Origin of the sequence: Candidatus Brocadia sapporoensis (assembly GCF_001753675.2) — a bacterium.
In the GTDB taxonomy this organism is placed as follows: Bacteria; Planctomycetota; Brocadiia; order Brocadiales; family Brocadiaceae; genus Brocadia; species Brocadia sapporoensis.
Window position 1 is genome coordinate 1 of sequence record NZ_MJUW02000010.1, and the last position, 5,954, is coordinate 5,954.

Below are 5,954 nucleotides of genomic sequence, written 5' to 3' on the forward strand. Positions count from 1 at the left end.
CGTCCGGTTGAGCGCCTCGTTAATCACTGTCGTTAAGTGAAATCATTTAACTTCGAACCGAGATGTCTCTCTATTTCCGGCTTACGAATATTTCTGCTTTCGCAGAGCGGTATAGCACACGAAATTATATAGGCAAACGAGTGTTACAGCCTCTGGAACAGACTGCCGTTGAAAATCTTCAAAGTTACCTCTTTCGTTAGGCAATAGTCGCTGGATTGCGTTTGTTGTGGACTGATTGCCATACGGCACCAATTGCTAAAAAAGCAAAAGGAACAAAAAGGCAAAAAGGCTCGAATGCTTTGAAAGGGCATTTTAATGTAGAGTAAAACACTGGCGTAGTGGCTACAGGCTGAGGTTTGTGTTCCCCGTTTCTCTCCGTTTCCTCTGAGAGTGTCACACTATCTCAACCATACCCTATTTCCAGCATCTTCTCATCAAACCGTACGTGAGGCTTCGTCGTGAGCTCAGCCGAACGGTTTTCCCTCATACGGCTTTCCTGTGCTCTTCGCAACAAGGCATATACACCTATCGGCTTGGATTTGCTTTCGGGTAAACATACCGTATCCGGTAGTCATTGAACAAACCCCATTTTCCGTATATCTCTTCCCTACTCCACCACTTCCAGCCAAAGCCTTTCAGTTTCGTTCTGCGCATGACAAACTTTCTCACCTTCATCTCTATATAACTCCTGACTTTGTTGAAGGCGCTGTTGCTATTGCCTATCCTGAAGTAATTCACCCAGCCCCTGATTATTGCATTGACTGTTTGTATCACTCCTTTAAATGGCTTGTTCCAGTTTGCCTTGAGCGCCATCTTTATCTTCTTTCCGATTTCCTGTCGTTTCTTCTCACGGGGCGTCTTGCTAACCCGACTTTCGCAATTCGAGGGGTATACAACCCGCTGAGCCAGGAAAATCAATGGGTCTTGTAAAAAGGTCGGCACTACAGACCGACCTGTCCGGATGCGTAAACCTTGGGTGGCGGTTGTTCTGGAAGCGTCAGTCCCAATTGTGCCAAAAGGAGAGCAACATCCTTTTCCGGCTGGGTATAACGGCTCATGACAATATGACGGCCATCCGTGGTCGGTAAATGAACATCTATCATTTGAATGCTTGACAGTTTTTCCAAAATCGCTTCAGACGTCAGCCCGCCAGCCCTCCCACGCGCAAGATTGCGCAGTTCGCACAAACCCGCCCACAAACGTCTGAGTCTGCGCCGGCGCATGGAACGCTCCTTAGACACCCGGTACTGGCTTTCCACGTAAACGTAAAACTCCGATTCCTGCTGAAGAATTTTCACGCGGACGTTCTCCCTCGCCTCAATCCACGACTTTTCCGGCAGCGGTTTTTCTACACGCATCAAATGTCCCTTCGGCGTTCCAACCAAATAATCAACCCTCGCTCACGCATCTTCTCCAACACCTCCTCCGTTGGAATACCGTGGTCCATGAGCCACGTGCGACGGAATTTCCCATACCGCTTTTCGATCCGATTCAGAAATTCCCCCAATGTCGCGCTATCCCTGGTATTGCCCGGATACACTTCGTAGGCCACGGGAAATCCTTCCGGCGTCAACACCAATGCCACTACCACCTGAACGCAATCCGATCGCTTGTCCCGGCTATACCCAAACCGTTTCTTACCGAAAAATCCAGCCGGAGGCGGGTCACTTTCAAAATACGTACTCGTCAAATCATACAGCAACACATCATACTTCGCCTCAAAGAGCTTGCCCCACTTCTCTTTTAACTAGTCAAACAACTCGTCCCGATGCTCAAGCAACAAATCCAGACAACGATACGCCTTGTCCTTCTGCGCCAGGGAATAATCCTCGCTCAGCAGATTGCCTGGTGCGCTCCGCACATACCACTCACGATGGAAACGAAATTCGCTTCCCAGATCGATCAGCCGGTAACAGACAAGCGCCTTCAGCATATTCAGCCAGTTTGTTCCCTTCCGGCTTAACGGCAGACGCTTCCTCCAGAATGCGTCCAGTTCCAGCATGTCCCATACATACAATCCCAACCAACTTGCTCCCCACTCACGTGGATGGCGCAGCTCTATTTTATCCAACCTCACCCGAACTGTCTCACCATCCGGTACCGGCATGGCTTCCCGGTCATCCGGAAATAATGCCAGTTGTCCTGGCTGGTGTTCTTTGCCCGACACCACCTCTATCGTCCGAACCCACCCAGCCCGTTGATTGTCATTGAGTTCTCCCAAATAGAGTACCTGCCGTTGCACCACTCTTCCTCCGCTGACCCGGCGGTTCTCTACTACGCTCCAGTAACGGTGGGTTTTCCCGTCTTTTGTCCGTGTTTTTTCTCGTAAAAACATGCCAACATTTTCGCACGCCACCGTGAAGACGTCAAGAGGGTAGGTCGGCACTACAAGCCGTTTTTACATACTCACCCCTTTAAAATCAAGGGTTTCACGGGGATTTATGCCCAAAAACAACCTTTTTTGGGTGCGAATTGCGAAAGTCGGGTTAGCAAGGTTATGCCGGGAATCACTATGCTGGTTCAATCTTGTAGATTGAACCAGATGTTTTGCACCATACGGTATGTTTTGAACAAGCACCATGGTGAAAAATGCCAAACGTTTCGGTTCAATCGGAGACGATTGCTTAATATTTAAGATGTGACCCTTTTCTTTTTCTTTCTTTTTTCAGTCTGGTGCAAACTGCCAGAAGACAGGGCATCCATCCGAGAGAATTCTTGCAAACTCTCCTCACCGCGGATACAGCAACAGCTCAGGCTGCACTGTATAACAACTCGAGCTGATAGCACGATGGCTGGCGGATGAAATAGGGACTAAACTGTTACATCTTTCCTCTTTTCTTTCCTACACCCCCTATCAAGCCATCCGTGCTTCGTAAATCAGTGAGGCATCTTTGAGGGTGCGTGCAGAAAAATGAGAAACAGCTTGATAAATTGACATCAATTTTCAACCATTTAATAATTCATAATTTGTTAGCCTTTAAAGTATAACTGAAAAGAATTTTAAAAAGCTTGCATTCTTCTTCATTTTTGTTTTACTGTTATCATAATGAAAAAAAACATTTTCTATCATCCACTCATTTCCCTACACCTTTCTATAATGCAACCCTCTTTTTTTACACCAGGCAATAACCATTCTCATACACTTGACATACTGTGTTACGGTGTTACCTTCTGGTGACTACAGATCATTTGCTAAAAATGAATTTTCGTATATAAATATTTTAACAAATTCGGCAAACGAGGGATATTATGAAAAGTATAATTAAAGTTGATGACGAGTATATAAAAACTTTTTTATCGGAAGCAAAGTATAGGGTTGCCTATGTTGCTCCTGGTATTTCCCAAGCAATTGCAAACATTCTAGCGGAAAAATGGGCAAATTTTGACACAAACGAATTTCGTATAATACTTGATATCAGCTCAGATATATGCCGGTTGGGCTATGGCACTGCGGAAGCAGTACAGCTATTAGATAGTACTGCAAAAAAATTGGGTGGTGGCCGTTTAGTGTGCCATCAAGAAGGCCTTCGAATAGGTATTCTAATTTCTGATTCACGGGTTTGCTTTTTTGCACCAACACCATTGCTTATCGAATCGGGTACTGAATCGAGTATAAGACCAAACGGCATTATTCTCGAACCTGTTCCTTCCGACGTGCTTAAAGATGTTGGTTTTGGTGAAAAAAGAGAAGCCGAACAATCTATCGGCTTAGATAAATTGAAAAGCGACAAAATTACCGAAGTTATCAAAGATCTTAAAAAAAACCCACCACAGAAATTTGATGTTGCAAGAAAGGTAAGAGTTTTTAATTCACGATTTGAGTTCGTGGAGTTAAAGGTAGAAGGATGTTTCCTCTCTCGACACAAGGTAACAATCCCCTCTGAATTGATGGGTTTAGCGGGTGACGAAGACCTGAGAAACAGAATTAGAAGCACATTTCAGCTTATAAATGGTGATGAGATGACTGGTAAAGAAACCGAAGTAAACGAAAACAAGATAAAAAAGTTTCGTAAGAAAATAGAAGACAACTGGTTGTGTAATATTGACGGTTACGGCAAAGTAGTCTTGAGAGAAAATAAGGATGAGTTGAATGAAGACATAAAAAATTTGAAAAAGCTCGTCGAAGATTATCAAAAGGGTATTAATGAAAAACTTTCAGCAATCATCAAAAAGAACGCTGATTCATTAACAAAGCAGATTACACCGTCCTTGAAATCTAACCTGCCTCCAGGGTGGAAAAAAGATATGGGCGCAAACCCAACTGAAGAAATGGTGAAAAAGCGCGTGCATGACACAATCATGAAGTCATTCGGAACTGCAGAAGACTACCTAAAAGAAATGAAGGCGGAAGTTATTTTCAAAAATGTTAGCTATGAATCGCTCCAAAACGAAGAATTTTTGGCAGCTGCAGAAAAAGCATTCCCTCACATTAAATTTCTCCATGAAGAATATGATGCTCTTAAGGGTTTAGAAACCAAGTAAAATTCAGCCATTAATCACGAAAAAGCAAAATATCTATCACACCATCTCAAATCTTGAATTGCCGTACGATCGAGTCCAGCGTGAGGGTGAGGTTCGATAATGTCTCCGTGCTTTCAGTGATTCTCTGCACACACCCAGAATTCTTAGCCGAAACAGTGCAAACAGATAGAATAGCATTCGAACCATTTCCGTTATCGTGCCCAATTAAACCTTTCGCAATGTTTTTCTCTGTTTAACATAGGAATTGTTTAGCTATTATCTGCAATTTCTTGTGGATTCTTAATAAACTTTATTAGTTTAGATGTATTTTTTCATGTAAATGATTTTGTATTGATTTGTTCCTGTAAACTGCTATTATAATCTGCCAGTCACCATGAAAATGGGGAACGAATGGGAACGAATGGGGTCACATCTTAAATATTAAGTATTGATATTTTTGAGGAAGGTCGAGGGTCGCATCTTAAAATTAAATTAAGGTTCAAAATTTACATTTGGACGTCTTGGTGTCTCCATTTTTTCTCAACGATTTCCATTTGTAGGAAAAGATTCAATTTTTGCCATCTATCCCCTCAACAAAACCGGAAGGTTGCAGCTTATTCTTTCACCAGTTCAAATGCGCGTTCGACCTTATATCGCACGATATTTCTCTTTCCGCCGCGCCCTTTCGTCTTAATAGGCATATTTTTATCTATAAAGTCAAGTTCGGCATTATCTGGAATAGTATCAATAATCTCAGGATGGTCAATTATTTGTCTTATAAAATCAAAGGTCATTCCAATGTTTCTTTCTGCATACTCTTTTTTAGTCATTCTTTCATCCCCTTTTTGAATCTTTCTTTATACCATTCCCATCGGTTTTTTATGTCCTGCTCTGCATAGGTTAAAGCATCCTTCAAATTTTGTATCTGAATTATCTGCTTTGTTTTTTCTCCTTTTGAGTTCAGTATATCACGGTGGAAAAAACCATGTGAGTAATCGTATCTTACAATAGGATACCACTTATCCTGTATTTTTGATTTATACTGGGCAACGATGTCTTTTACCTTACCTTTTTCAACCTCAATTTTATCCTTAATCTGTCTTCCCCATCCAGACTTAATTCTTTAGTAAATTCTTTGCTTCCCATATCCTGTCAGCGACTTCGTGCAGAGCATTAATTAACATTTCACCGTTTAAATATACTACGGATAGCATAAAAAAGCTCATAAATGTCAGACCTTGATTATAGAATATACTTGCCCTCCGGAATGTACTGAATCATTATAAATTTTGTTCCGTTCTTATTTGCGTACTATTTATCCTGCGGCGTACTGTTAAAATGAATTTGTCACAATTTTTGATCTTGGCTAAGGAACTTAAACTCACTCAGGGATGCCAGTCAATCTCCCGATCAATGGGACATTTATTCATTAAATCCCTGTAACTATTCAGCGTACTTTCGCTCACAAACACTATGAGTGAACAAAATATTGA

General features: G+C 42.2%; 4 protein-coding genes and 1 pseudogene. 1 reads left to right on the top strand and 4 read right to left on the bottom strand.

Features of this window, described 5'->3' with window-relative positions:
- Positions 1–525: 525 nt before the first annotated feature.
- Both BIY37_RS00190 and BIY37_RS00195 read right to left on the bottom strand, forming a co-directional pair.
- On the bottom strand, positions 526–942 hold the full coding sequence (locus tag BIY37_RS00190; protein WP_261340820.1) for a group II intron maturase-specific domain-containing protein: 417 nt from the start codon (positions 940–942) through the stop codon (positions 526–528).
- Positions 942–2,335, bottom strand: a pseudogene (locus BIY37_RS00195) (IS1634 family transposase). Before BIY37_RS00195 ends, BIY37_RS00190 begins: the two are co-directional and overlap by 1 nt.
- A gap of 914 nt (positions 2,336–3,249) precedes the next feature.
- On the opposite strand from BIY37_RS00195, the gene BIY37_RS00200 reads away from it, so the two are divergent.
- The gene (locus BIY37_RS00200) at positions 3,250–4,482 is read left to right on the top strand and encodes a hypothetical protein (RefSeq protein ID WP_070065838.1); all 1,233 of its coding nucleotides are present in this window, start codon (positions 3,250–3,252) and stop codon (positions 4,480–4,482) included.
- A gap of 593 nt (positions 4,483–5,075) precedes the next feature.
- On the opposite strand, the gene BIY37_RS00205 is transcribed toward BIY37_RS00200, so the two are convergent.
- Together BIY37_RS00205 and BIY37_RS14170 are read right to left on the bottom strand one after the other, a co-directional pair.
- Positions 5,076–5,291 (bottom strand): DUF5647 family protein, encoded by a 216-nt coding sequence (locus tag BIY37_RS00205; protein WP_070065839.1) that lies wholly within the window; start codon positions 5,289–5,291, stop codon positions 5,076–5,078.
- Positions 5,288–5,581: a DUF7718 family protein gene (locus tag BIY37_RS14170; RefSeq protein WP_420886174.1), complete on the bottom strand. Its 294-nt coding sequence runs from the start codon at positions 5,579–5,581 to the stop codon at positions 5,288–5,290. The genes BIY37_RS00205 and BIY37_RS14170 overlap by 4 nt, the downstream gene beginning before the upstream one ends.
- Positions 5,582–5,954 lie beyond the last annotated feature (373 nt).

Excerpts from the sequence above, each read along its gene's own strand:
- BIY37_RS00200 (WP_070065838.1), top strand. The coding sequence starts at position 3,250 with ATGAAAAGTATAATTAAAGTTGATGACGAGTATATAAAAACTTTTTTA.
- BIY37_RS00205 (WP_070065839.1), bottom strand. The coding sequence starts at position 5,291 with ATGACTAAAAAAGAGTATGCAGAAAGAAACATTGGAATGACCTTTGAT.